Annotated in this window: 3 protein-coding genes and 1 pseudogene; 3 read left to right on the top strand and 1 reads right to left on the bottom strand. The window is 78.3% G+C overall.

Going from position 1 to position 25709, the window contains the following annotated elements; all coding sequences use genetic code 11:
* Positions 1-209: 209 nt before the first annotated feature.
* Positions 210-2726, bottom strand: coding sequence for an ATP-binding protein (locus C8E97_RS15700; protein WP_170211872.1), 2517 nt, complete (start codon positions 2724-2726; stop codon positions 210-212).
* 311 nt (positions 2727-3037) lie between these two features.
* Between C8E97_RS15700 and C8E97_RS15695 the strand changes: the two genes are divergently transcribed.
* The 3 genes and pseudogenes from C8E97_RS15695 to C8E97_RS15685 all read left to right on the top strand — a co-directional run.
* Positions 3038-6274 (top strand): AfsR/SARP family transcriptional regulator, encoded by a 3237-nt coding sequence (locus C8E97_RS15695; protein ID WP_121006238.1) that lies wholly within the window; start codon positions 3038-3040, stop codon positions 6272-6274.
* Between the two features lie 486 nt (positions 6275-6760).
* Positions 6761-20368, top strand: a complete 13608-nt coding sequence (locus tag C8E97_RS15690; RefSeq protein WP_246018912.1) for a type I polyketide synthase — start codon at positions 6761-6763, stop codon at positions 20366-20368.
* A gap of 39 nt (positions 20369-20407) precedes the next feature.
* A pseudogene (locus C8E97_RS15685) lies at positions 20408-25696 on the top strand (beta-ketoacyl synthase N-terminal-like domain-containing protein); the annotation flags it as partial.
* Positions 25697-25709 lie beyond the last annotated feature (13 nt).

Here is a 25709-nt window from a genome sequence, read left to right as displayed (position 1 = left end):
CGGACCGGCGTCGGGGTCGGCTCGGTCCCGGTGCGCGGCGGGCCGGCCGCGTCGCGGAGGCGGGAGGACCGGTCGGAGCGGTTCGGCGACGCCGCGGACGGCCGGACGGCGTCGGAGCGGAGACGGGAACGGGCCGGGCGTGGTGGCCCCGCGACCGGCCGACCGGGCGTCGTCGGCCGGTGCCGGTCGCGTGCCGCGCCGTCGTCCCGTCAGGCGACCCGGACCTCGGTGTCGTCGTCGCAGCGCCGCCGGGGCGGCACCGCCGTCGGCGGCTGGTCGGCCGGCGCGTGGCCCGCCGGGCTCGGCAGCCCGTCCACCAGCATCAGCACCCGCATCGCCGCGCGCCGCCGCGCCAGGTGCTCCTGGTCGGTCAGGCTGTCCCGGATGCGGCACGGCGGCATGGCGATCCGCCGCCGCCGCATGCCCGCCACCACCATGTCGGACAGGCGGTCGATCGCGGACTCCGACAGCGGGGTCAGCGTGATCGTCGCCGCGTGCGGCAGCCCCGCGCCCCAGTCCGGCCTCCGCTGGAGCAGTTCCGGGCGGGCCGCCAGCACCAGCGCCAGCGCGGGGTGGCCGGGTTCGGCGACCAGGCCGGTCAGGAAGTCCAGCGCCCGGTCGTCCAGCTCGTGCGCGTCGTCCACGAAGACGACCAGCGGCCGGTCGGCGGCCACCGCGCGCAGCAGCGTCGCGCCCGCCGCCAGCGCGGCCGCCACCGACGCCTGCCCCGGCGCGGCGTCCCGCGGATTCGGTTCGGGCGCCACCACGTCCGCCAGCGCGGCCGCCACCCGCTCGGCCTCCGCGGGGTCCGCGACGTGCGCGGCGACGAGACCGCGCAGCGCCTCCGCCCTCGGTGCCGCCTGGTCCCCGCCGCACAGCGCGAGCAGCAGGTCGGGCAGCGGGCCGAACGGCGAGGACGCCGAGCCCGGACCGGCCACCAGGAACTCCGTCGTGTCCCACTTGGCGATGGCCCGGCGCTCGAACTCCAGCACCAGCCTGCTCTTGCCGACGCCCGGCCCGCCGAGCACCGTCACCAGCTGCGGCACGCCCCGGTGCCACGACCGGTCGATCAGGCCGGTCAGCACGTCCAGCTCCCAGTCGCGGTCCACGATGGGTATCGACGGGTGCGCCACCGAGTGCCAGTGCGCGGACCGGATGCGGCTGCCTCCCCCGCCCGGCGTCCGCGGCCCGTAGTCCGCCGAGTGGCCGGTCAGCGCCCTGGTCGTGTCGCACGCCCGCGCGGAGCCCGCCGCGGTGCGGGCCAGCAGCGCCTGGCACGTGTCGACCACCGGCCCGGTGATCACCAGCCGGTCCTCGGCCGCGCCGGGCAGCCGGAACACCACCGCCTCGCCCGTCGCCACCGCCGCCCGCACCGAGATGGCGTCGTGCGCGGGCGCGAGCACGGCCAGCGCCGCCGACACCGCGCGCTCGGCCGCCGCCAGCTCCGCGCGGCCGTGGAACCACGCGATCGGGGCACCCGGCGCGGTGTCCGTCCGGCCGCCGAGCAGGTCGACCGCCTGCTGGAACGCCGTGCGGAACGCCGCGAGCGCGCGGTTGAGCCGGACCGGGTCCTGCTCGCCGTCGCCGGTCGCGGACACCTGCGCCATCAGCACGCTCAGCTCCTCCCGGCGCGGCGCGGGGTGGCCGCGTTCGGCCGAGCGCGGCACGGGCACCGCCGACTCGAACCCCGCCGTTTCCAACCCCGCCGTTTCGAACCCCGTCGACTCGAAGGCCGCCGACTCGAACGCCGCCGACTCCAGCACCACCGACTCGGGCACCACCGCCTCGGCGGCAGGCGGCAGGGCGGCGGGCGGCAGGGCGTGCACGGCCCGGTGCGGCGTCCACACCGGACCGGGCTGCGGACGCCGGTCGCCGACGAAGGGCACGACGGGCGCCGGGTTGAGGGCGAGCGCGCCGACGGCGGCGGGCACGCGGCCCGCGACGACCGGTTCGCGCGGTCCGAGGCGCAGCGAGTCGTCGTGCCGCAGGATGGCGCGCTGCAACTCCTGGAGCGCCACGCCCGGCTCCAGCCCCAGGTCGTCCACCAGGCGGGCGCGCATCCGGTTGTACGCCTCCAGCGCGTCCGTCTGCCGGCCGCACCGGTACAGCGCGAGCATCAGCTGGCCGCACAGGCGCTCGCGCAGGCTCTCCTGCTCGACGGTCGTCTCGATGTCGTGCAGCACGGCGTGGTGCCTGCCCCGCGCCAGTTCCGCGTCGAAGTAGTCCTCCAGCGCGTCCACCCGCGCGCTCTCCACCGCCGCCAGCTCCGGCCAGCCGAACCCCGCCTCCACGAGGTCGGCCAGCACCGCGCCCCGCCACAGGCCCAGCGCCGCGCCGAGCGTCTCGCCGGCCCGGTCCGGCCGGCCCGCCGCCAACTGGGCGCGCCCCTCGGCAGCCAGCCGGTGGAACCGGTGCAGGTCGACCAGCGACGGCTCCAGTTCGAGCACGTAGCCCGGCGGCCTTGTGAGCAACGACACCCGGTCGTCGGCCAACACTTCGGGGTTCAGCACACCCCGAAGTCCCCAGATCGCGTTGTGCAGGATCTTCCGCGCCGAGTTCGGCGTCTCCCCCGTCGGCCAGAGGATGTCCAGCAATTCACTCGTCGACACCACCCGGTTGGCATTGAACAGCAGGTATGCCAACGCCGCGCGCTGTTTCGTGCCGTGCACGCCCACCTGGACGCTTCCGTCCGTTAACTCCAGCGGCCCCAGCACACGAAAACGCATGAGCACTTCCTCCCCCGAGTGAACAAGACAGACGAACCGCCGGATTGGTTCGGCGGTCGACATATCCGACGACGTGCCCGGCGTGCGCGCGGCTGGGGAGACCGGGCCCGCGGACCGGTGGTTCCGGCCGGTCAGGGCCCTGCGCGGCGCTGCGCGTGCGCCCCGTTGTCGGTCTGTGCGCACAGGACGGGCACGTCGTCGGCAACACCCTGTCCGACACCCCCTATGGGACACTTTCGATCGGCTTTCGACGCCCTGAGGGGACGGGCGCGAACGGGCGCTGGGGGTGGGTCATAAAGAAGGTCGCACGGGTGCGTTTCGCGGTCCTCGGCCCGCTGGAGGTGCGCACGCAGGGTGACGAGGTCGTGCCGGTCAAGGAGGCGAAGGTCCGCTCCCTCCTCGTCGCGCTGCTGGCCGCCCAGGAGCGGCCCGTCTCGGCGGACCGGCTGATCGAGCTGCTGTGGCCGGACTCACCGCCGGCGAACCCGACCGGCTCGCTCCAGGTGAAGGTCTCGCAGCTGCGGCGCGCCCTGGACCGGGCGGCCGACGGCGGGCGGGCCCTGCTCGGCTCGACCTCCGCCGGGTACGTGCTGTCCGCGCCCGCCGAGGACGTCGACTTCCGGCACTTCGACGCGCTGACCGCCCGCGCCCTGTCCATCACCGCGCCCGCCGAGCGGGTGGCCGCCCTGGACGAGGCGCTGGCGCTGTGGCGCGGCGCGGCGTTCGACGGGTTCGCCGACGAGAGCTCCGTCTACGCGCTGGCCGCCGGACTGGAGGAGCAGCGGCTGGTGGTGCTGGAGGAACGGGCGCACGCCCGGCTGGAGCTGGGCGAGCACCAGTCGCTCATCGGCGAGCTGACCGAGCTGGCCGAGCGCCACCCGCTGCGGGAGCGGCTGCGCACGGCGCAGCTCCTCGCGCTCTACCGCAGCGGGCGCTCGGTGGAGGCGCTGCGGCTCTACGACGCGCTGCGCACCCGGCTGGCCGAGGAGTTCGGCGTCGATCCGGGGCCGGGGCTGGTCCGGCTGCACCACGCGATGCTCCAGCAGGACCGGTCGCTGCGGGCGGACGCGGACCGGCCGACCGTGCGCGGCAGCAACGTGCCCGCGCCGCTGACCGGGCTCGTGGGCCGGGCGCGCGTGCTGGCCCGCATCAGGGAGACGCTCGCCGCGAACCGCCTGGTGACGCTGGTCGGGCCGGGCGGCGTGGGCAAGACCCGGCTGGCCACGGAGGTGGCGCGGGAAGCGGACGGGCAGTCCGCCGACGGCACGTGGCTGGTGGAGCTGGCCGGCCTGCCGCCCGCGAGCGCGTGCACGGCCGACGACCTGGCCGAGGTCGTGGCGGCGGCGCTGGACCTGCGCGAGGAGCCCGTCGTGGACAAGCGGGCGGAGCCCCGGTCGGCCACCGAGCGGCTGGTGGCCACGTTGCAGGACCGGCGGACCCTGCTGGTGCTGGACAACTGCGAGCACGTGCTGGCCGCGTCCGCCGAGCTGGTGTCGGTGCTGCTGGCGGGCGCGCCCGGCCTGCGCGTGCTGGCCACCAGCCGGGAGCTGCTGGGCGTGGTCGGCGAGCAGCTGGTGGAGGTGCCGCCGCTGGACCTGCCCGCGCCGGGCGCGTCGCCCGCGGTGATCGCCCGGTTCAGCAGCGTCGAGCTGTTCCTGGCGCGGGCCCGCTCGGCGGTGCCCGGTTTCGCGCCGCGACCGCGCGACCTGGAGACGGTGGCCGCGATCTGCCGCCGCCTCGACGGCATACCGCTGGCCATCGAGATGGCGGTGGCGCGGGTCCGCGCGCTGGGCCTAGACGAGCTGCTGGTGCGGCTGGCCGACCGGTTCCGGGTGCTGGGCGTCGGCGTGGAGCGGCGCGGCGTGCCCGCGCGGCAGCAGACGCTGCGGGCGATGATCGACTGGAGCTGGGAGCTGTGCACCGAGCCGGAGCGGCTGGTGCTGGCCCGGCTGTCCGCGCACGCCCAGGGCTGCCGGCTGGAGGCCGCCGAGCGGACCTGCGCGGGCGGCCCGGTCGACGCGGCCGACGTGCCCTCGGTGCTGGGCAGGCTGGTGGACCGCTCGCTGGTGGTGGTCGGCGAGGACGCGGGCCGCCCGCGCTACCGGCTGCTGGAGTCGATGGCCGAGTACGGCAGGCAGCGGCTGGCGGAGTCCGGCGAGGCCGAGGCCACCGCCCTCGCCCACGCCGAGTACTACAGCGGGCTGGTCGCCGCCCTCCGGCCGGAGCTGTGCGGGCCGCGCCAGCGCGACGTGCTGTCCCGGTTGGACGTGGAGACCGCGAACCTGGAGCGGGCGCTACAGACGTGGCTGTGGCTGGGCAGGCACGACCGGGCGGTCCGGCACGTCAACGACCAGACCTGGTACTGGTTCCTGCGCGGGCGGCTGTCCGAGGCGCAGCGCAGGCTCCGGCTCGTGCTGGGCCTCGCGCACGACGCCGGGTCCGCCCCGGACGTCGCCGACGCGGAGGTCTGGCACCGGGGGTTCACCCTGCTGTCCACCGGGGTGGAGCCGACCGGGCCGCGGGCGCCCGCCGGCCGCGGCGCGGCGGGCGACGGGCGGGCGTGGTGGTTCCTGGCCTACGCGCGCTGGTCGGTGGGCGCGTTCGCCGAGAGCGCGGAGCTGAACTCCGTGCTGCTGCCGCACTTCCGGGCGGTCGGCGACCGGTGGGGCACGGCGGCGTCCACCGCCACCGCGGCGGCGCTGGCGGTCGGCCGGGGCGACCTGCGGACGCTGGACGCCGCCGCGTCGGAGTGCCTGCGGCTGTTCCAGGCGCTGGGCGACGGGTGGGGCCTGCTCAAGGCGACCGACCTGCTGGGCGTGCTGGCGGAGATCCGCGGCGACCGGCGGGAGGCGACCCGGCTGCACGAGGAGGGCCTGGGCATCGCCGCCGACCTGGGCCTGTGGGGCGAGACGGCGCGCAAGCTGGCGATGCTGGGCCGGATGGCGATGCTCGCGGGCGACTACCCGATCGCCGACGACCTGCACGGGCGGGCGGCGGCGCTGGCCAAGCAGCAGGCGAACATGCCGTGGCAGGTGTTCGCCGAGTCGGGCCTGGCGATCAGCTACCGGCGGCAGGGGCGGCTGGCCGAGGCGGAGGCGCTGCTGACCGGGCTGGTGCCCGCCATGCGGCGGATGCAGGCGCTCAACGGGCTCGCGCTGACGCTGGCCGAGCTGGGCTTCCTGGCCGAGCAGCGGGGTGACGCGGCGGCGGCCCGCGCGCACCACGCGGAAGGGCTGGAGGCGGCGCTGGCCACCGGGGACCGGCGGGCGGTGGCGCTGGCCGCGGAGGGCCTGGCGGGCGCGCACCGGCTCGCCGGGCGGCCGGACGCCGCCGCGCGCCTGCTGGGCGTGGCGCGGGCCATCCGGGACGCGCTGGACGCGCCGCTGCACGAGGAGGAGCGGCGCGACGTGGACCGGATCACCGCGGCCGCGCGGGACGCGCTGGGCGAGGCGGCGTTCGCGGAGCTGGTGGCGGAGGGCGAGGCGGCGGAGCGGGCCCGCGCGGCGGACGGCGGCGACTTCCGGGCGGCGCACCCCGACCTGTGCTGACCCGACCACCCGGATGGTGGTCCACTCACTGGGAATCATCGCCGAGCCGGTCACCCTGAGTGTTCGCCCTGTGGTAATGGCGGAACGCCGCCACCCGCCAATGGGACGCCGCGCCACCGCGCGGGCAATACCCGGCATGGACCATTCGGCGGTGTCCGCGCCGATCGTCGACCGCGTCACGCCATCCGCGGCCAAGACCTGATTGCGACCCAAAACACACTGCCGCGCGCCGACGCCTCACCGCCGGGTAATGCACGGGTCAGGCCCGCGACTCATTACCCCTCGGTGAGTGCGGTATTACCGGGCGCGCCGGGCGCGCCGGCAACCTGAACCGGGATTCGAGCGGAATCCGCCGCCGACGTGCGCGACCCCGGCCGGCGGGTCGACGTTCCCGCCGATCGCGGGAGGCGATTACCGCCGTCGGCGATTCGCATTCGAAGCCATTTTCCCAGGCGCTGTCGAGGGAGTGACACGAACGTGCGCGAGGTGACGGTACGGGAGGACAGGACCGGTCGGGCAGCGGCGGTCGCCGTCGTCGGGCTCTCCTGCCGGTTCCCACGCGGTGGCGACCCCGAGGAGTTCTGGGACCTGCTGGCCTCGGGCGGCGACGCCGTGGGCGAGGTGCCCGAGGGGCGCTGGGAGTCGGTCTCGGGCGACCCGGCGGTGCTGGGCCGCCGGGGCGGCGGTCCCCGCGCCGGCGCGTTCCTGGACGCCGTGGCGGACTTCGACGCCGGGTTCTTCGGCCTGTCCCCGCGCGAGGCCGCCGCCACCGACCCGCAGCAGCGGCTGGTGCTGGAGCTGGCCTGGGAGGCGCTGGAGCGGGCCGGGATCGTGCCGGGCTCGTTGCGGGACACCGAAACCGGCGTGTACATCGGCTCGCTGCGCGACGACTACACGACCCTGCTGCACGCGCGCGGCGCGGGCGCGGTCACCCAGCACACCAACACCGGCACCCACCGCGGCCTGATCGCCAACCGCGTCTCCTACTTCCTCGGGCTGCGCGGCCCCAGCGCCACGCTGGACACCGCGCAGTCGTCGTCCCTGGTGGCGGTGCACGCGGCGAGCCAGGCCCTGCTCTCGGGCGAGGTCGACCTGGCGCTGGCGGGCGGCGTCACGCTCAACCTCACCGCCGAGGGCGCGCTGGGCGCGGAGGCGTTCGGCGGGCTCTCGCCGGACGGCCGGTGCTTCACCTTCGACAGCCGGGCCAACGGGTACGTGCGCGGCGAGGGCGCGGCGGTGGTCGTGCTCAAGACGCTGGAGCGGGCGGAGGCCGACGGCGACCGGGTGCTCGCGGTGATCCGCGGCAGCGCGGTCAACAACGACGGCGCGACGCCGGGGCTGACCGTGCCGAGCGCGGACGCGCAGGCGGCGGTGATCACCACGGCGCTGCGCCGGGCCGGTGTCGACCCGGCGGAGGTGCAGTACGTCGAGCTGCACGGGACGGGCACGCCGGTGGGCGACCCCGTCGAGGCGGCGGCGCTGGGCGCGGCGTACGGGGCGGCGCGGGACGGCGGGCCGCTGCGGGTGGGTTCGGTGAAGACCAACATCGGCCACCTGGAGGGCGCGGCGGGCATCGCGGGCCTGGTGAAGGCGGTGCTGGCGATCGAGCGCGGCCGGCTGCCCGCCAGCCTGAACTTCGCGCGCCCGAACCCGGCGATCCCGTTCGAGGAGCTGAACATCGAGGTGCAGCGGGTCACCGGGCCGTGGCCGCACCCGGACCGGCCGCGGTACGCGGGCGTCAGCTCGTTCGGCATGGGCGGCACCAACTGCCACGTCGTGCTGGGCCCGCCGCCGGAGCGCGCCTCCGCCGAGCCGCCGGCCACCGCGCCCGCCGCCACCGGACCGCGCTCCCGCACCGAGCCACCCACCGCCGAGCCGCCCACCGCCGGGGCGCACTCCCCCGCGGAACCCGCCGCCGTCGGGCCGCGATCCCGCGCCGGGGCGCACTACCCCGCAGGGCCGGCGGCCACCGAGCCGCACCCCTCCGCCGGGCCGACCGCCGAGCCCGCCTCCCCCACCCAGCCGACCGCCGAGCCCGCCTCCCCCACCCAGCCGACCGCCGAGCCCGCCTCCCCCACCCAGCCGACCGCCGAGCCCGCCTCCCCCACCGAACCGGCCGCCACCGGGCCGCGCTCCCCCGCCGACGCGCCGGCCGCCCTGGTCGTGGTGTCCGCGCCGACCAAGGCCGCGCTGCCCGCGCAGGCGGCGGCGCTGCGGGCGGCGCTCGCGGACCGGGACTGGTCGCCCGCCGACGTGGCGTGGTCGACGGCGACCACGCGCACCGCGTTCCGCCACCGGGCCGCCGTGCCCGCCGCCGACCGGGACGAGCTGCTGGCCGGGCTGGCGGCGCTGGCCGACGGCGTGCCGTCGGCGGGCGTGGTCACCGGGTCCGTCGTGGAGGGCCGGCTGGCGTTCGCGTTCACCGGGCAGGGCGCGCAGCGGGTGGGCATGGGCGACGGGCTGGCCGCCGCGCACCCGGTGTTCGCGCGGGCCCGCGCGGAGGTGCACGCCGAGTTCGGCAAGCACCTGGCGCGTCCGCTGGACGAGGTGCTGGCCGACGCCGCCGCGCTGGACCGCACCGAGTACACCCAGCCGGCGCTGTTCGCGTTCGAGGTGGCGCTGGTGCGGCTGCTGGCGTCGTGGGGCGTGCGGCCGGACGTGGTGGCCGGGCACTCGATCGGCGAGCTGGCCGCCGCGCACGTGGCCGGGGTGCTGACGCTGGCCGACGCGTGCGCGCTGGTCGCCGCGCGCGGCCGGTTGATGCAGGCGCTGCCCGAAGGCGGCGCGATGATCGCCGTCGAGGCGTCGGAGGAGGAGTACGCGGCGCTGCCCGCCGACCTGACCGCCGAGGTCGACGTCGCCTCGGTGAACGGCCCGCGCTCGCTGGTGCTCAGCGGCGCGGTCGAGGCCGTCACGGCGGCGGCGGACGCGCTGGCGGCGCGGGGCGCGCGGACCAAGCGCCTGGCCGTCGGGCACGCGTTCCACTCGCGGCACCTGGAGCCCGCGCTGGCCGAGTTCCGCGCGATCGCCGAGGCGACGGAGTTCCGCCGGCCGGAGGTACCGCTGGTGTCCACCGTCACCGGCGCGCCCGCCGGCGACGAGCTGCTGACCGCCGACTACTGGGTCCGCCAGGCGCGGCACGCCGTCCGGTTCCGGGACGCGGTGCGCGCGCTGGAGGCCGAGGGCGTGCGCACGGTGCTGGAGATCGGGCCCGCCGCGGTCTGCACGCCGATGGTCACCGAGTCCGCCGAGGCCGGGACCGCCGCCGTCGCGACCACGCGCGGCGACCGCCCGGAGCCCGGCACGCTGGCCGCCGCGCTGGCCCGCCTGGTCGTGCGCGGGGTCGAGGTGGACTGGTCGGCCCTGCACCCGCGCGCCCGCGTGGTCCCGCTGCCCACCTACGCCTTCCAGCGCGGCCGGCACTGGCTGGACGACCTGGGCGTCGCCCGCGCGTTCACCGCGCCTGAACCGGGGACCACCGAGGAGCCCGCGACCGCCCGGCAGCCCGCGACCGCCGAGCGCAGGCCGCCGCGCCGGGCCGCTGACGTCGTGCGGCTGGTGCTCGGGCACGTCGCCGCCGTCCTCGGGCAGGGGCCGGACCAGCCGATCGAGGTCGCGGCCCCGTTCCGCGACCTGGGCTTCACGTCGCTGATGGCGGTGGAGCTGCGGGACGCGCTGGCCGAGGCCACCGGCCTGCCGCTGCCCGGCGGCGTCCTGTACGACCACCCGACGCCCGAACGGCTCATCGCGCACCTCACCGCCGAGCTGGCGGGCGCGGGCGAGCAGGAGGCCGAGGCGGTCGCGACGGCCGCCGACGAGCCGATCGCGGTGGTCGGCATGGCGTGCCGGCTGCCCGGCGGCGTCGCGTCGCCGGACGAGCTGTGGGACCTGCTGCTCGCCGAGCGGGACGCGATCGGCCCGTTCCCGACCGACCGGGGCTGGGACGCCACCGGGCTCGGCGGCTTCCTGGACGGCGTCGCCGACTTCGACGCCGGGTTCTTCGGCATCTCGCCGCGCGAGGCGCTGGCGATGGACCCGCAGCAGCGGCTGGTGCTGGAGACCGCGTGGGAGGCGGCGGAACGGGCCGGTATCGCGCCCACGTCGCTGGCGGGCACGCGGACCGGCGTGTTCGTCGGCGCGACCGAGGGCGACTACGGCGCGCCGATGCACGAGGCGCCCGCCGAGATCGCCGGGCACGTGCTGACCGGGACGACCAACAGCGTGGTCTCCGGCCGGGTCGCCTACCGGCTCGGCCTGTCCGGACCGGCGCTGACCGTGGACACCGCGTGCTCGTCGTCGCTGGTCGCGGTGCACCTGGCGATCCGGTCGCTGCGGTCGGGCGAGACGTCGCTGGCGCTGGCGGGCGGGGTGGCGGTGCTGTCGACGCCCGGCATGTTCACGGAGTTCGCCCGGCAGGGCGGGCTGGCGTCGGACGGCCGGTGCAAGCCGTTCGCCGCCGCCGCCGACGGCACGTCGTGGGCCGAGGGCGTGGGTTTCGTCGTGTTGCAGCGGCTGTCGGACGCGCGCCGCGAGGGTCGCCGGGTGCTCGCGGTGCTGCGGGGTTCGGCGGTCAACTCGGACGGCGCGTCGAACGGGCTCACCGCGCCCAACGGCCCGGCGCAGCAGCGGGTGATCCGCGCCGCGCTGGCCGACGCGGGGCTGCGGCCGTCCGACGTGGACGTCGTCGAGGCGCACGGCACGGGCACCGCGCTGGGCGACCCGATCGAGGCGGGCGCGCTGCTGGCCACCTACGGCCGGGACCGGGCCAGGCCGGTGCTGCTCGGCTCGCTGAAGTCCAACATCGGCCACGCCCAGGCCGCCGCGGGCGTCGCCGCGCTGATCAAGACCGTGCTGGCGCTGCGCCACCGGGTGGTGCCGGCGACGCTGCACGTGGACGCGCCGAGCCCGCACGTGGACTGGCGGTCGGGCGAGGTCGAGCTGGTCACGTCGGCGACCGCGTGGCCCGAGGTGGACCGGCCGCGCCGGGCGGCGATCTCGTCGTTCGGCATCAGCGGCACCAACGCCCACCTCATCGTGGAGTCCGCGCCCGACGAGCCCGCCGGGTCCGCGCCCGCCGCGCCGACGCCCGCGCCCGCCGGACCGCTGCCGTGGGTCGTCACCGGCGTCGACGAGGAGGGCCTGCGCGCGCAGGCCGCCGCCGTGGCCGAGGTGGTCGGCGACCCGGCCGGGGTCGGGCTCGCGCTGACCACGACCCGCGCGGCGCTGGCGCGCCGGGCGGTGGTGCTCGGCGAGGACCGGGCGGCGCTGGTCGACGGGCTGCGGGCGGTCGCCGCGGGCGGCTCCGCGCCGAACGTCGTGACCGGCGCGCCGGACGGCGGCCTGACCGCCGTGCTGTTCACCGGGCAGGGCGCGCAGCGCGCGGGCATGGGGCGCGACCTCGCCGCCGCGCACCCGGTGTTCGCCGACGCGCTCGCGGAGGCGTGCGCCGCGTTCGACGGCCTGCTGGAGGTGCCGCTGCACGAGGTCATGTCGTACGACGAGGACGACCCGCGCTCGGCCCTGCTGCACGAGACCCGCTACACCCAGCCCGCCCTGTTCGCCTACGAAACGGCCCTGTTCCGGCTCGCCGAGCACCACGGCCTCGTGGTCGACGCGGTCGCCGGCCACTCGATCGGCGAGCTGACCGCCGCCCACGTCGCGGGCGCGCTCACCCTGCCCGACGCGGCACGGCTGGTCGCCGCGCGCGGCCGGCTCGTGCAGTCCGCGCCCGAGGGCGGCGCGATGGCGGCCATCCGCGCCTCGGAGGAGGAGGTGCTGCCCACGCTCGACGGCACCGGCGTGGTCGTCGCGGCCGTGAACGGGCCCGGCTCGGTGGTCGTCGCCGGTGACGCGGACGAGGTGCGCGCCGTGGTCGACGGGTGGCGCGCCAGGGAGCGGTCGGTGAAGCCGCTGCGGGTCAGCCACGCGTTCCACTCACCGCACCTGGACGGGGTGCTGGCGGAGTTCCACGCGGTGGCGGCCTCGATCCCGTTCGGGCCCGCCCGGCTCCCGGTGGTGTCGACGGCCACCGGCCGGGTGCTCGCCGACGAGGAGCTGGCCTCGCCCGACCACTGGACGGCCCAGCTGCGCGGCACCGTCCGGTTCCTGGACGCCGTGCGCACCCTGGAGGACGACGGGGTCACCGCGTTCGTCGAGATCGGCCCGGACTCGGCGCTGACCGCGATGGCGGCGGAGTCCGTGCGGCGGCCGGGTTCGACGGCGCTGGCGCTGGTCCGGGGCGGGCGGCCGGAGCGGGTCGCGTTCGCCGAGGGCGTGGCGCGGGCCCACGTGCTGGGTCGCGTGCCGGACCTCGCCGCGTTCTTCCCCGGCGTGCGGCCGGCCGAGGTGCCGGTGACGGTGCTGCGCCGCGAGCGGTTCTGGCAGGCCCCGCCGGCGCGGGGCGCGGCCGGCGTGGACGTGGCGGACCACCCGCTGCTGGGTGGCGTCGTGGAGCTGGCCGACGCGGGCGGGGTGGTGTTCACCGGTTCGGTGTCGGTGGCGACGCACCCGTGGCTGGCCGGGCACCGGATCGCCGGGCGGGTGCTGGTGCCCGCGACCGCGCTGCTCGACCTGGCCGTCGCCGTCGCCGACCGGGTGGGCGCGCGCGGCGTCGGCGAGCTGACCCTCGCCGCGCCGCTGGTGCTGCCCGAGGACGGCGCGGTGCGGGTGCAGGTGCGCGTGGCGGAGCCGGCGGAGGACGGCGACCGCGAGTTCTCGGTGCACGCCCGGACCGGTGGTACGTGGACGCGCTGCGCGGGCGGCTTCCTCACCGACGCGGTGGCGACGCCCGCCGACGCGGCCGGGTGGCCGCCCGCCGACGCCACCGCCGAGGACGTCACCGACGCCTACGAGCGGCTGGCCGGGCTGGGCTACGACTACTCGGGCGCGTTCCGGGGGCTGCGCGGCGCGTGGCGGCGGGGCGACACCCTGTTCGCCGACGTCGAGCTGCCCGCCGGCGCGGCCGACGACGCGGGCCGGTTCGGCCTGCACCCGGCGTTGCTGGACGCCGCGCTGCACCCGCTGGTGCTGGCCGCGGCGGGCGCGGACGGCACGGTCCGGCTGCCGTTCTCCTGGTCGGGCGCGGCGCTGCACGCGACGGGCGCGACCCGGCTGCGGGTGCGGCTGACGCCGACCGACGAGGGCGTCGAGCTGCTGGCCGCCGACCCGGCGGGCGCGACCGTGCTGCACGCCCGCGCGCTGTCGCTGCTGCCGGTGCCCGCCGAGGCCGCCGCGGCCCCCACCGGGGTGCCCGAGGACCTCCACACCGTGCGGTGGACCCCGGTGGGCCAGGTGTCGCCCGACGCCGAGCCGGTCGACGCGGTGGTGCTGACCGCGCCGTCCGGGGTCGGGCCTGCGGGCGCGCACGCCGTCACCGCCGAGGTGCTGGCGGCGGTGCGGCGCGTGCTGGCCGAGGAGGACACCCGGCTGGCGGTCGTCACGCGGCGGGCCGTGTCGACGGGCGGCGAGGACGTGCCGGGGCTCGCGCAGGCGGGCGTGTGGGGCCTGGTGCGGACCGCCCAGTCCGAGTTCCCCGACCGGGTGGTGCTGCTGGACCTCGACGACGACGCCGACGCCGACGCGGCGGTGCGGTCGGCGTTCGCGACCGGTGAGCCGCAGCTGGCCGTCCGGGACGGCCGCCTGCTGGCGCCCCGGCTGGCCCGCGCGACGGCGACGCCCGGCCGGCCCCGGTTCGCCGAGGGCGGCACGGTGCTGGTCACCGGCGGCACGACGGGCCTGGGCGCGCTGGTGGCGCGGGAGCTCGTGACCGCGCACGGCGTCCGGCACCTGCTGCTGGCCTCGCGGCGCGGCCCCGCCGCGCCCGGCGCGGCGGACCTGGTCGCCGAGCTGACCGGGGCGGGCGCCGAGGTCCGGGTGGTCGCCGCCGACGTCGCCGACGAGGCCGCCGTGCGCGCGCTGGTCGACGGCGTGCCCGCCGAGCACCCGCTGACCGCGGTCGTGCACACGGCGGGCGTCCTCGACGACGGCACCCTGCCGACGCTCACCCCGGACCGGCTGGCGACCGTGCTGCGGCCCAAGGTGGACGCGGCCTGGCACCTGCACCGGGCCACCCGCGACCTGGACCTGACGGCGTTCGTGGTGTTCTCCTCGGTCTCCGGCCTGCTGGGCACGGCCGGGCAGGCCAACTACGCCGCCGCCAACACGTGGCTGGACGCGCTCGCCGCCCACCGCGCCGCCGCCGGCCTGCCGGCCTGCTCGCCGGCGTGGGGCCTGTGGGACAGCGGGATGGGCGCGTCCCTCGGCGACGCCGACGTGGCCCGCTGGGCGCGCGCCGGCATCGACCCGATCACCCCGGAGCGCGGCGCGGCCCTGCTCGCGGCCGTGCTCGGCGGCGCGGACCCGACGCCCGTGCCGGTGGTGCTGGACTCGTCCCGCGTGGCGCTGGACCCGGTGCCGCCGCTGCTGCGCGGCCTGGTGCGGCGCAGGCGGCGGTCCGCCGCCGCGAGCACGGCCGGCGCCGGCTGGGCCGAGCGGATCGGCGCGCTGCCGCCGGAGGAGCGGCGCGCCGCCGTGCTGGCGGAGGTGCTGGCGGCCACCGCCGCCGCGCTCGGGCACTCCTCGGGCGCGGCGCTGGACGCGGGCAAGGCGTTCCGGGCGCTCGGCTTCGACTCGCTGACCGGGGTGGAGCTGCGCAACAACCTCGTCGCGACGACCGGCGTGCGGCTGGCGACCACGGCCGTGTTCGACCACCCGAGCCCGGCCGCGCTGGCGGACCACCTGCTCGACCGCGTCGGCGCGAGCGTCCCGGAATCGTCCGGCGCGCGTCCGGCCGGGGGCGCGCGGGCGGTGGACGACGAGCCGATCGCGATCGTCGGCATGGCCTGCCGGTTCCCCGGCGGGGTGTCCTCGCCGGAAGACCTGTGGCGGCTGGTGGCCGACGGCGTCGACGCGGTGTCCGGGTTCCCGGTCAACCGGGGCTGGGACCTCGACGCGCTGTACGACCCGGACCCCGCGCGGCTCGGCACGTCCTACACCCGCGAGGGCGGCTTCCTGCACGACGCCGACCTGTTCGACCACACCCTGTTCGGCATGTCGCCGCGCGAGGCCACCGCGACCGACCCGCAGCAGCGGCTGCTGCTGGAGACGGCGTGGGAGGCGTTCGAGAGCGCGGCGGTGGACCCGACGTCGCTGCGCGGGTCGAACACCGGCGTGTACGTCGGCGTGATGTACGACGACTACGCCGCGCGGCTGGCGGACGTGCCGGAGGAGTACGAGGGGTTCCTGCTGGCGGGCAACCTGTCCAGCGTGGTGTCCGGGCGGCTCGCCTACACCTACGGGCTGGGCGGCCCGGCGGTCACGGTGGACACCGCGTGCTCGTCGTCGCTGGTGGCGCTGCACCTGGCGGTGCAGGCGCTGCGGCGGGGCGAGACGGACCTGGCGCTGGCGGGCGGCGTGACGGTGATGTCGAGCCCCACCACGTTCGTCGAGTTCAGCAGGCAGCGCGGGCTCGCGCCGGACGGCCGCTGCAAGTCGTTCTCCGCCGACGCCGACGGCACGGGCTGGAGCGAGGGCGTCGGCCTGCTGCTGGTGGAGCGCCTGTCCGACGCGCGCCGCAACGGGCACCGGGTGCTGGCCCTCGTGCGCGGCACGGCGGTCAACCAGGACGGCGCGTCCAACGGTCTCACCGCGCCCAACGGCCCGGCGCAGGAGCGGGTCATCCGCGCCGCGCTCGCCGACGCCGGGCTGCGCCCGGACGAGGTGGACGCGGTCGAGGCGCACGGCACCGGCACGACCCTGGGCGACCCGATCGAGGCGCAGGCGCTGCTCGCGACCTACGGCGCGGACCGGGACGAGCCGCTGTGGCTGGGCTCGCTGAAGTCCAACATCGGGCACGCGCAGGCGGCGGCGGGCGTCGGCGGCGTGATCAAGATGGTCGAGGCGATGCGGCGCGGCACGCTGCCGCGCAGCCTGCACCTGGGCACGCCGTCGCCGCACGTGGACTGGGCATCGGGCGCGGTCGCGCTGCTGGACCGGGCGCGGCCGTGGCCGGCGGTGGACCGGCCGCGCCGCGCGGGCGTGTCGTCGTTCGGCATCAGCGGCACCAACTCGCACATCGTGCTGGAGGCCGCGCCCGAGCCGGAGCCGGCGCGCGGCGGCGGCTCGCCCGCCCTGCCGGTCGTGCCGTGGGTGCTCTCGGCGGCCGACGAGCCGTCGTTGCGCGGCCAGGCCGCGAAGCTCGCGGACTTCGTCACCGACCAGGACCCGGCGGCGGTCGGCGCGGCGCTGCTGACCGGGCGCGCCCGGCTCGACGCCCGCGCGGCCGTGGTCGGCGCGGACCGGGCGTCGCTGGTGGCCGGGCTGGCGGCGGTGGCGCGGGGCGAGCGCGGACCCGGCGTGGTCACCGGGTCGGACGCGCCGCGCGGCCGGCTGGCGTTCCTGTTCACCGGGCAGGGCAGCCAGCGCGCGGGCATGGGGCGCGAGCTGTACGGGGCGTCGCCGGTGTTCGCCGCCGCCCTGGACGAGGTGTGCGCGCACCTCGACCCGCTGCTGGAGCGGCCGGTGCGGGACGTGCTGTTCGCCGAGCCGGACACGGCGGACGCGGCGCTGCTGGACCGGACGGCGTTCACCCAGGCCGCGCTGTTCGCCGTCGAGGTGGCGCTGTTCCGGCTGCTGGAGCACCTGGGCCTGCGGCCGGACCACGTGCTGGGCCACTCGATCGGCGAGGTCGTCGCCGCGCACGTGGCCGGGGTGCTCGACCTGCCCGACGCGTGCGCGCTGGTCGCCGCGCGCGGCCGGCTGATGCAGGCGGCCCGCGACGACGGCGCGATGCTCGCCGTCGAGGGTTCCGAGGAGGAGGTGCTGGCCGACCTCGCCGGCCGCGCGGGCACGGTGGCGGTCGCGGGCGTCAACAGCCCGACGTCGACCGTGGTGTCCGGTGACGCCGACGCCGTCGCGGCGGTCGAGGCGGACTGGCGGGCGCGGGGCAGGCGGGTCAAGCGGCTGGAGGTCAGCCACGCGTTCCACTCGCCGCACATGGACGGCGTCCTGGCGGAGTTCGAGCGGGTCGCCGCCGGGTTGACGTGGCACGAGCCGCGCATCCCCGTGGTGTCCGACACGACCGGCGCGCCCGCCACCACCGAGGAGCTGACCTCGCCCCGCTACTGGGCGCGGCACATCCGCGAGGCGGTCCGCTTCCTCGACGGCGTGCGCACCCTCGCCGCGCTGGGCGTCACGGAGTTCCTGGAGGTCGGGCCGGACGGGGTGCTGACCGCGCTGGTCCGCGCGTCCCTGCCGGACGGGGTGGGCAGCGCCGCGCCGGTGCTGCGGTCGGGCCGGTCGGAGGCGGAGGCGGTCGCGTCCGCCGCGGCCGGCCTGTGGGTGCGCGGGGTCGACCTGTCGGCCGACGCGCTGTTCGGCGCGCCCGAGCGGGTGGAGCTGCCCACGTACGCGTTCCGGCGCGCCCGGCACTGGCTGGAGGACACGTCGACGCGGGGCGCGGGCCGGTTCGGGCTGGCCGAGCCGGGCCACCCGCTGCTCGGCGCGGCGGTGCACGTGGCCGACACCGGCGCGACCGTGTACACCGGGCGGCTCAGCGCGTCCAGGGACCGCTGGCTGGGTGAGCACCGGGTGCGCGGGAACGCGCTGCTGTCGGGCACGTCGTTCGCCGAGATCGCGGCGGCGGTCGCGGCGGCCACCGGCACCTCGGTCGGCGACCTGGTGCTGTCCGCGCCGCTGGTGCTGGGCGAGCGGGCCGTGGCGCTGCAAGCCGTGGTCGGCGCGCCGGACGACCGGGGCACGCGCACCCTGACCGTCCACTCCCGGCTGTCCGACGAGGACGCCGAGTGGACGGCGCACGCCACCGGCACGCTGGTGGCGGCGGAGGACACCGGCCCGGACCCCGACGCGGTGGCGCGGCTGGCGCAGTGGCCGCCGGACGCGGCGGAGGTCGACCTGGCCGGGGTGTACGAGCGGCTGCCCGAGCGCGGGTTCGACTACCGGGGCGCGTTCCGGGGCCTGCGCCGGGCGTGGGTGGCGGACGGCGAGCTGTTCGCCGAGGTCGCGCTGCCCGAGGACGTGCCGGACACCCGGTTCCTGGTGCACCCGGCGCTGCTGGACGCGGCGCTGCACCCGCTGGTGCCGACCGTGGTCGACCCGGACGCGCCCGCCGTGCTGCCCTACGCGTGGTCCGGCCTGGCCGTGCACGCCGCCGGCGCGCGGGAGCTGCGGGTGCGGCTGGCGGTGGCGCGGTCCGGGGGCGGCACGACGTCCGTGGCGCTGACCGCCGTCGACCCGCTCGGCGCGCCGGTGCTGTCGGTGGCGGAGCTGACCCTGCGGCCGGCGGGCGCGCCGGCCGCCGCGGACGGGCTGCACGTGCTGCGGTGGACGCCGACGCCGACGCCGACGCCGGCGCCGGCGGACGGCGACGTCGAGCGCGCCGTCGTCGCGGACCTGGCGGAACTCGCGGACGTGCCGCCGGCGGTGGTGCTGCCGGTGGCCACCGACGTGCCGGGCGACCTGCCCGACCGGGTGCGGACCGTGGTGGCGGGCGTGGCCGCGACCGTGCGGCGGTGGGTGGCCGACGACCGCTTCGGCGGGTCGCGGCTGGTCGTGGCCACCCCCGGCGGCACCGGGCAGGACCCGGCGGCGGCGGCCGTGTGGGGCCTGGTCCGGTCCGCGCAGGCCGAGCACCCGGACCGGCTGGTGCTGGCCGAGCTGGACGACCCGCGAGGGGCGGCCGTCGGCGCGGCGCTGGCCACCGGCGAGCCGCAGTTCGCCGTGCGGGACGGCGCGGTGCTCGTGCCGAGGGTCGCGCCCGCGACACCCGCCGACGTGCCGGGCCCGGTGTGGTCGGGCGGGACGGTGCTGATCACCGGCGGCACCGGCGCGCTCGGCGCGGTGCTGGCCAGGCACCTCGTGGCCGAGCACGGCGCGGACGACCTGGTGCTGGTGGGCAGGCGCGGCCCGGACGCGCCCGGCGCGGCGGAGCTGGTCGCCGAGTTGACCGGGCTGGGCGCGCGGGTCCGGGTGCTGCCCTGCGACGTGGCCGACCGCGACGCGGTCGCCGCGCTGGTCGCGGACCTGCCGGAGCTGCGCGCGGTGGTGCACACGGCGGGCGTGCTGGACGACGCCGTGCTGACGTCGCTGACGCCCGAGCGGCTGGCGGGCGTGCTGCGGCCCAAGGTGGACGCGGCGTGGCACCTGCACGAGCTGACCCGCGACCGGGACCTGGCGGCGTTCGTCCTGTACTCGTCGGTCGCGGGCTGGCTCGGCACCGCCGGGCAGGCCGCGTACGCGGCGGCCAACACCGCGCTGGACGCCCTGGCGCGGCACCGCCGGTCCGCCGGGCTGCCCGCCACGTCCCTGGCGTGGGGCCTGTGGGCCGAGGGCAGCGAGCTGACCGGCGGCCTGACCGAGCTGGACGTGCGGCGGCTCGCGTCGATCGGCCTGACCCCGCTGGGCTCGGCGGAGGCCGTGGCGCTGTTCGACGCCGCGCTGCGGCTCGACGACCCGGCCGTGGCCGTCACGCGGCTGGACGCGCGGCGGCTGCGCGGTCCGCGCGAGGGGCTGCCCGCCGTGCTGCGCGGCCGGTCCCGCCCCGTGCGCCGGACCGCGCGGGCGGCGACCGGCACGCGGTCGCTGTCCGAGCGGCTCGTCGGCCTGGACGAGGGCGAGCGGCTGCGGGTGCTGACCGACCTGGTCCGCACCGAGGTGGCGGGCGTCCTCGGGCACGCGGGCACGGCGGGCGTCACCGACCGGTCGGCGTTCGACGCCCTCGGGTTCGACTCGCTGACCGTGCTGGAGCTGCACAACCGGCTCTCCGCCGCCACCGGCCTGCGGCTGCCCACGACGCTGGTGTTCGACCACCCGACCACCGGCGCGCTGGCCGCGCACCTCGCGACGCTGGTCGCGCCGGCCGAGCCGGCCGCGGTGCCGGTCGCCGCCGCCGTGGACGCGCTCGCCGAGGCGCTGGCCGCCGACCCCGGCGCGCTGCCGCCCGAGCTGGCCGAGCGGCTGCGCGGGCTGCTGCGCGCCGCCGAACCGGCGTCGGCCGGCACCGGGCCGGACCTGGACTCCGCGTCCGACGAGGACCTGTTCGCCCTGGTCGACGGCCTCGACCAGCCGACCCGCAACTGAGCACCCCACCAACGAGCGCAGGAGCGAAGAGACGTGGCAGACGAGGACAAGCTCCGGGAGTACCTCAAGCGCGCGATCGCGGACGCGCAGGACGCCAAGGCGCGGCTGCGGGCGGTCGAGGAGAGCAGCCGGGAACCGATCGCCGTCGTGTCGGCGGCCTGCCGCTACCCCGGCGGCGTGCGGACCCCGGAACAGCTGTGGGAGCTGGCCGACGCGGGCGTGGACGCGGTGTCGCCGTTCCCGACCGACCGGGGCTGGCCGCTGGCCGACCTGCTCGACGGCAGCGACCGGCCCGGCACGTCGGCGAGCGGCGAGGGCGGGTTCCTGCACGACGCGGCCCTGTTCGACGCGGCGCTGTTCGGCATGTCGCCGCGCGAGGCGCTGGCCGCCGACCCGCAGCAGCGGCTGCTGCTGGAGACCGCGTGGGAGGCGTTCGAGCGGGGCGGCCTGCCGCCGGAGTCGCTGCACGGCTCGCGCACCGGCCTGTTCACCGGCGTGATGTACAGCGACTACGGCGCCCGGCCCGGCCTGCCGCCCGAGGAGTTCGAGGGCTACCTGTTCAGCGGCAGCGCGGGCAGCATCGCCTGCGGGCGCGTGGCGTACCGGTTCGGGCTGGAGGGGCCGGCGGTCACCGTGGACACGGCGTGCTCGTCGTCGCTGGTGGCGCTGCACCTGGCGGCGCAGGCGCTGCGGCGCGGCGAGTGCGATTTGGCGCTGGCGGGCGGCGTGACGGTGATGTCGACGCCGGTGGCGTTCGTGGAGTTCTCCCGGCTGGGCGGGCTGGCGCGGGACGGGCGGTGCCGCTCGTTCTCGGCGGGCGCGCACGGCACGGGGTGGGCCGAGGGCGTGGGCCTGCTGCTGCTCAAGCGCCTGGGCGACGCCCGGCGGGACGGCGACCGGGTGCTGGCCGTGCTGCGCGGGTCGGCGGTGAACTCGGACGGCGCGTCCAACGGCCTGACCGCGCCCAACGGCCGGGCGCAGGAGCGGGTCATCCGCGCCGCCCTGGCCGACGCCGGGCTGCGCCCGGCCGACGTGGACGCGGTCGAGGCGCACGGCACCGGGACGACCCTGGGCGACCCGATCGAGGCCAACGCGCTGGCCGCCACCTACGGCGCGGGCCGCCCGGCGGACCGCCCGCTGCTGCTCGGCTCGCTGAAGTCCAACATCGGGCACGCGCAGGCGGCGGCCGGCGTCGGCGGCGTCATCAAGGTGATCGAGTCGATCCGGCGGGGCGTGCTGCCGGGCACCCTGCACGCGGAGGAGCCGACGCCGCACGTCGACTGGGCGTCGTCGGGGCTGCGGCTGCTGCGCGGCAGCACGCCGTGGCCGGAGACCGGCGCGCCGAGGCGGGCCGGTGTGTCGTCGTTCGGGTTCGGCGGCACCAACGCGCACGTGATCGTCGAGCAGGCGCCGGACGCGGAACCGGAAGCGGCGGACCCCGGCTCGCGCCGGCCGTCCGTGCTGCCCTGGGTGTTCTCCGGCCGCACGCCCGCCGCGCTGGCGGGCCAGGCCCGGTCCGTGGCCGACGCGGCCGAGGCGGGGCTGGACCCGCTGGACGTGGCCGCGGCGCTGGCCACCACCCGGTCCGCGCTGGAGCACCGGGCGGCGGTGGTCGCCGAACCCGAGCGGCTGGTGGAGCTGGCGCGGGTGCTGGCCGACGGCGGTGACGCGCCGGAACTGGTCCGCGGCGAGCGGGGCGACGGCGGGGTGGCGTTCCTGTTCACCGGGCAGGGCGCGCAGCGGGTCGGCATGGGCAAGCGGCTCGCGGCGGCGTCCCCGGTGTTCCGCGCCGCGTTCGAGGAGGTGTGCGACCTGCTCGACCCGCACCTGTCCGCGCCGCTGCGCGAGGTGCTGGACGACCCGGAGCGCCTGGACCGCACGGAGTTCGCCCAGCCGGCGCTGTTCGCGGTGGAGGTGGCGCTGGTGCGGCTGCTCGCCGACCGGGGCGTGACGCCGTCCGCCGTCGCCGGCCACTCGCTGGGCGAGATCACCGCCGCGCACGTGGCGGGCGTGCTGTCCCTCGCGGACGCGGCGGCGCTGGTGGCGGCACGCGGCCGGCTGATGCAGGCGGCCCGGCCCGGCGGGGCGATGGTGGCGCTGGCGGTGGGCGAGGACGTGGTCGCGCCGCTGCTCGCCGACCGGCCGGGGGTGGACCTGGCGGCGGTCAACGGGCCGGCTTCGGTGGTCGTGTCGGGTGACGCGGACGCCGTGCACGCGCTGGCCGAGCAGGTGCGGGCGGCCGGGCACCGCGTGAAGGCGCTGGCGGTGAGCCACGCGTTCCACTCGGCGCACATGGACTCCGCGCTGCCCGCGCTGCGGGAGGTCGTGGCGGGCCTGACGTTCGACCGGCCGCGCGTGCCCGCGGTGTCGACGGTGACCGGCGCGCCGGTGGAGCACCAGTGGCAGGACCGCGAGTACTGGGTCGGGCAGGTGCGCCGCCCGGTCCGGTTCGGCGCGGCGGTGGCGGCGCTGGTCGACGCCGGGTTCGGCACCATGCTGGAGGTGGGGCCGGACGCCGTGCTCGCCCCGTCCGCGCGGTCCGCCGACGCCGACGCGGTGGCGGTGCTGCGGCGGGACCGCGCCGAGGACGAGGCGTTCACGGCCGCGCTGGCCGACCTGCACGTGCGCGGGGTCGCGGTGGACTGGGCGGCCCACTTCGCGGGTGCCGGCGCACGCCGCGTGGACCTGCCCACCTACGCCTTCGACCGCAGGCGGTACTGGCTGGACCCGGTGCCGGGCGCGCGGCGCGACCGGTCGGCGCTCGACCACCCGGTGCTCGGCGACGCGCACCCGGTGGCGGGCACCGCCGGTGAGTGGCTGTTCAGCGGCGCCCTGGCCGGGAGGTCCCTGGCCGGGGAGTCGCTGACCGGGGACGCGGCGCAGGACCGGGCGTTCGCGGTCGCGGACGCCGTGCTGCGGGCCGGGGTGGCGGTGGAGCACCCGCGCGTGCGGGCCCTGGACCTGGTGGGCGTGCCCGCCGCCGGGGCGCGCGTGCAGCTCCGGGTGGGCGGGCCGTCGGCGGACGGCGCGCGACCGGTCGCGGTGTACGCGGAGGCCGACGGCGAGTGGACCCGGCTGGGTTCCGGCGTGCTGGACCGGGCCGAGGACTCGACGGCCGACGCGGACGGCACGGCGGTCGACGTCGCGGTGCCGGACGGGGCGGACCCGCGCTGGCTGGTGCACCCGGCGGTGTGGCGCGGCGCGCTCGCCGACGTCCTGCCCGGCCGCGTGCCGCTGCGCTGGCGCGACCTCCGCGCCGGCAAGGTCGAGGCGCCCACCACGACCGCCGTCGTCGCTCCCGCCGCGCTCGACGAGGCGGCGGGCGGGTTCGACGCGGGCGGGTTCGACGGGGCAGCCGGGCCCGACGGGGCGGTTCCGGGCGACGCGGTCGCCGTGCCGGGCCCCGGCGCGAACGGCGCGGGCCCGGACAGCGGTACGGGCGCCGTCGGCGGCACGAGCGCGGTCGGGGTGCGGTTCGACTCGGGCGCGGCGGCGGTGGTCGGGCTGGTGGAGGTCGAGCGGGCCGACGCCGCCGCGAGCGCCGCCCGCGCCCTGCGGGTCGTCGGCTGGACCGGCCGGGCGCTGCCCGACCCCGGCACGGGCGAGGTCGTGACCGTGGGCGAGCCCGTGCCGGGCCTGCGGCACCTGTCCGGCCTGGACGAGGTCGCCGGCACCGAGCGCGCCGTGGTGCTGGGCGTGCCCGACACCGCCGCCGACGCCCCGGCCGAGGCCCGCGCGCGGACCGGCGCGGTGCTGGACGCCCTCCACGCGTGGCTCGCCGACGCGCGGTTCGCGGACACCCGGCTGCTGGTGCGCACCACGTCGGCCGTCGCCGCGCGGCCGGGCGAGCGCGTCTCCCCCGCCGAGGCCGCGGTGTGGGGCCTGGTGCGGTCGGCGCAGTCCGAGGAGCCGGGCCGGATCGTCCTGGTCGACGGCCCGGCCGGCGCGGACGTCCTGCGGGCGCTCGCCGTGGGCGACGAGGAGCAGGTCGCGGTGCGCGACGGCGGCGTGCTCGTCCCCCGCCTCGTGACCGCCGAACCCGGCCGACCGGCCGCCTGGGACACCGCGGGCACCACCGTGGTCTACGGCACCGGCGCGCTGGGCTCGCTGGTCGCCCGGCACCTCGTCGCCGAGCACGGCGTGCGCCACCTGCTGCTGCTCAACCGCGGCGGCGACGACCGGGGCCTCGCGGCGGAGCTGGCCGGGCTGGGCGCGTCCGCGCGGGTGGTGGCCTGCGACGGGGCCGACCGCGACTCGCTGCGGCACGCGCTGGACCGGGCCGAGCGGCCGATCACGGCGGTCGTGCACGCCGCCAACGCCCTGACCACCGCCACGGTCCCGGCGCTCGACCGGGCCGCGCTCGACGCCGCGCTGCGGCCCGGCGCGGACGCCGCCTGGCACCTGCACGAACTGGCGGGCGACGCGGACCTCGTCCTGTTCACCTCCGTCACCGACGTCCTCGGCGCGCCTGCCCACGGCGCGTACGCGGCGGCCAACGCGTTCCTCGGCGGCCTCGCCGAGCACCGCCGGGCGCTGGGCCTGCCCGCCACCGCCATCGCCTGGGGCAGCTGGGACCGGGGCGTGACCGGTGCGCTGGACGCCGCCGCCCGCGCCCGCTTCGCCGAGGGCGGCCTGCGGCCCGTCGACCCGGCCGAGGGGCTGGCGCTGTTCGACGCCGCCCGCGCCGTGGCCGCGCCCGTCGTCGTCGCCACCCCGCTCGACGTCCTCGCCGCCCGGTCCCGACCCCGCGTCCCGGTCGTCCTGCGCGCCGCGACGGCCGCCACCGCGCCGACCGCGCCGCGCGACCTGGGCGCCCGCCTGCTCGGCCTGGACCCGGCCGAGCGGCACGCGACCGTGCTCGACGTGGTGCGCCGGGCGGCGGCCACCGTGCTCGGGCACGCCGACCCGGAGGCCGTGCCCGCCGACAAGCCGCTGACCGACCTGGGCATCACCTCGCTCAGCGCCATCGACCTGCGCAACCGCCTGGCCGCGGCGGCGGGCGTCGCGCTGGCCGCCACGGTCGCGTTCGACCACCCGACCGCCGCCGCGCTCACCGACCACCTGCTGGCCCGGTTCCCGGCGGACCCGGCCGAGCGGACCGTCCTGGACGACCTGGACGACCTCGACGCGGCGCTGGACCGCGTCCCCGAGGGCGACGAGCGGCGCGCGGAGATCACCACCCGGCTGCGCACCACCCTGTCCCGCTGGCTCGCCGCCACCGGCGGCGACCCCGACGACGCCGGCACGCCGGCGGACGACCTCGACGACGCCTCGACCGACGAGCTGTTCGCCCTCATCGACCGCGAACTCGACAGCCCGCTCGGCTGACCGCCACCCGACG

It is taken from the genome of Saccharothrix australiensis, assembly GCF_003634935.1.
GTDB lineage: Bacteria > Actinomycetota > Actinomycetes > Mycobacteriales > Pseudonocardiaceae > Actinosynnema > Actinosynnema australiense.
This window is presented reverse-complemented; position numbering and strand designations above follow the sequence as displayed.

Coding starts and splice junctions, on each gene's coding strand:
- C8E97_RS15700 (WP_170211872.1), bottom strand. CDS start 2,726: ATGCGTTTTCGTGTGCTGGGGCCGCTGGAGTTAACGGACGGAAGCGTC.